This window comes from Actinomadura darangshiensis, from assembly GCF_004349235.1.
In the GTDB taxonomy this organism is placed as follows: Bacteria; Actinomycetota; Actinomycetes; order Streptosporangiales; family Streptosporangiaceae; genus Spirillospora; species Spirillospora darangshiensis.
This window is the reverse complement of the sequence record NZ_SMKY01000576.1, coordinates 1-2176: the sequence shown is the minus strand read 5'-3', so window position 1 is coordinate 2176 and position 2176 is coordinate 1. Positions and strand designations below refer to the sequence as shown.

At 76.4% G+C, this 2176-nt stretch carries 1 protein-coding gene and 1 pseudogene; both read right to left on the bottom strand.

Annotated features, from left to right (window positions below; translation table 11 throughout):
- Nucleotides 1-1658, bottom strand: a 1658-nt coding sequence (locus tag E1293_RS50075) for a protein kinase domain-containing protein (RefSeq protein WP_132206491.1), incomplete at its 3' end; no start/stop codon positions are given.
- 9 nt (nt 1659-1667) lie between these two features.
- Nucleotides 1668-2176, bottom strand: a pseudogene (locus E1293_RS48370) (hypothetical protein); the annotation flags it as partial.

Sequence of the window (2176 nt, the reverse complement as noted above, 5' to 3'; positions counted from 1 at the left end):
CCCTCGGGGGCGGGGAGATGAACGGTGAAGGTGGCGCCTGAGGCTGGAGGGGTGGTCACTCGGATCGTGCCGTTGTGGCGGCGGATGGCCTGGCCTGCCAGGGCCAGCCCCAGGCCGTGGCCCACCGGGCCTTCGGTGGTCTTGGTGGTCCAGCCGCGGCGGAACATCGCGGGGACGGCCGACGGGTCTACGCCTGGTCCGCTGTCGGACACCTCCAGGACGAGTGCGCCGCCTTCCTCGCGGGCGGCGACGGTGACGCGCGGCGGGCGGACGGCGGCGCCCTCGATGGCGGCGTCGACGGCGTTGTCGATGAGGTTGCCGAGGATCGTGACCAGGTCCCGGGGGTCGATCACGGCCTCGATCGCGGTGTCGTCCGAGATTGCGAGTTCGACGCCGCGCTCGCCCGCCTCCGCGGACTTGCCCAGCAGCAGCGCGGCCAGGACCGGTTCGGTGACCGATCCGACGACCCGGTCGGTGAGCCGCTGCGCCGTCTCCAGGTCGGCGGTGGCGAACGACACGGCCTGGCCGGGGCGTCCCAGCTCGACCAGCGACACCACCGTGTGCAGGCGGTTGGCGGCCTCGTGCGCCTGCGACCGCAGCGACTCGGCGAACCCGCGGACCGTGTCCAGCTCCCCCGTCAGCCCCTGCAGCTCGGTGTGGTCGCGCAAGGTGACGACGTTGCCCATCGCCCGGTCCCGCGACCGGACGGGCGAGGTGTTCACGACGAGGACGCGGGTGTCGCCGACGTGGATCTCGTCCGAGCGCGGCTCCGCCGAGACGAGGGTGGCGACGAGCTCGTCCGGGAGGCCGAGGTCGGCGACCGGCCGTCCGAGCAGGTCGGCCGCGGCCCGGCCCGGCGCCGCTCCCACCCGCTCCCGCGCCGCCGTCGCGCCGATCCGCTTGGCGGGGTCCTTGGCCAGCAGCCCGAGGAGCACGGGCGCCAGCCCGCCGGACCGCACGGGGTACGGCGCCTCCTCGGTAAGCGCGGCGCCGAGGGCGGCCATCGGGGTGTCGCGGTCGAACGGTCCGCGGCCCTCGGCGGCGGCGTACAGCGCGGCGCCCAGCGACCACAGGTCGGACGCCGGACCGGCCGGCTCGTCCCGCAGCCGCTCGGGGGCGATGTACCCGGGCGAGCCGGTCAGCAGGCCGGTCCGGGTGAGCGCCGGGTCTCCATCCAGCGTCGCGATCCCGAAGTCGGTCAGCACGACCCGGCCGTCGCGGGCCAGCAGGACGTTCCCCGGCTTCACGTCCCGGTGGATCAGGCCCGCGCCGTGCGCGGCGGTCAGCGCCGCCAGCAGTTCCAGCCCGATCGCGGCGACCCGGCGGGGCTCCTGCGGGCCGTCCTCCCGGACGGCATCGGCCAGCGACCTGCCCTCGACCAGCTCCATGACGATCCACGGCAGCGCGTCCGCCACCACCACGTCGTGCACGGTGACGATGCCGGGGTGGTCGATCATGGCGGCGGCCCGCGCCTCCCGCGAGGCCCGCTCGCACAGCAGCGCGCGCTCCTCACCGGAGGCCTCGTCGGGCAGGTCGATCCGCTTGACGGCGACGTCCCGGCCGAGCAGCTCGTCGTGCGCGCGCCAGACCGTCCCCATACCGCCGGATCCCAGCGGCTCCCGCAGCCGGTACCGGCCGGCGAGAAGAGGGTCGGCCATCGAGCGCTCCTAGTGGCCCGACAGTCCTCCGAGGATCGGGGAGGTGAGGTGGCCGACGATGTCGGTGACGGGCTCGAGCGGATTACTCGGGTGCGAGCCGTCGTCGGACGGCGGCGGCTGCTCGGGCGACTCCTGCGCGGGCGGCGGCGTGCTGTGCCGCGAGGCCGGCGGGGACGTGGACGGGGTGGACGAGGCCGACGGGGTGTCGCTGTCCGGGGGCGTCGCCGGGTCGGTCGCGCCGCCGCCCGAACCGGTGGGCTCCTCGGTGACCGGGGCCCGCTCCTGGGTCGTCGGCACCGGGGCGGGGGCGGTGGTCCGCGCCCCGCCGCCGCTGGGGCTCTGCGAGGTGGTCGGATCGTCGGTGACGCTGCCCGCCGGCGCGGTGCCGGGCCGGGCGCCGCCGTCGGACGGCCCGAAGGCGCTCACCGTCCCGCCGCCGGCGGACGGCCACGTCATGATCAGGCCGGTGGCGACCGAGGCGGCCACCCCGGCCACCCCGCCGACGGACTTGAGGGCGG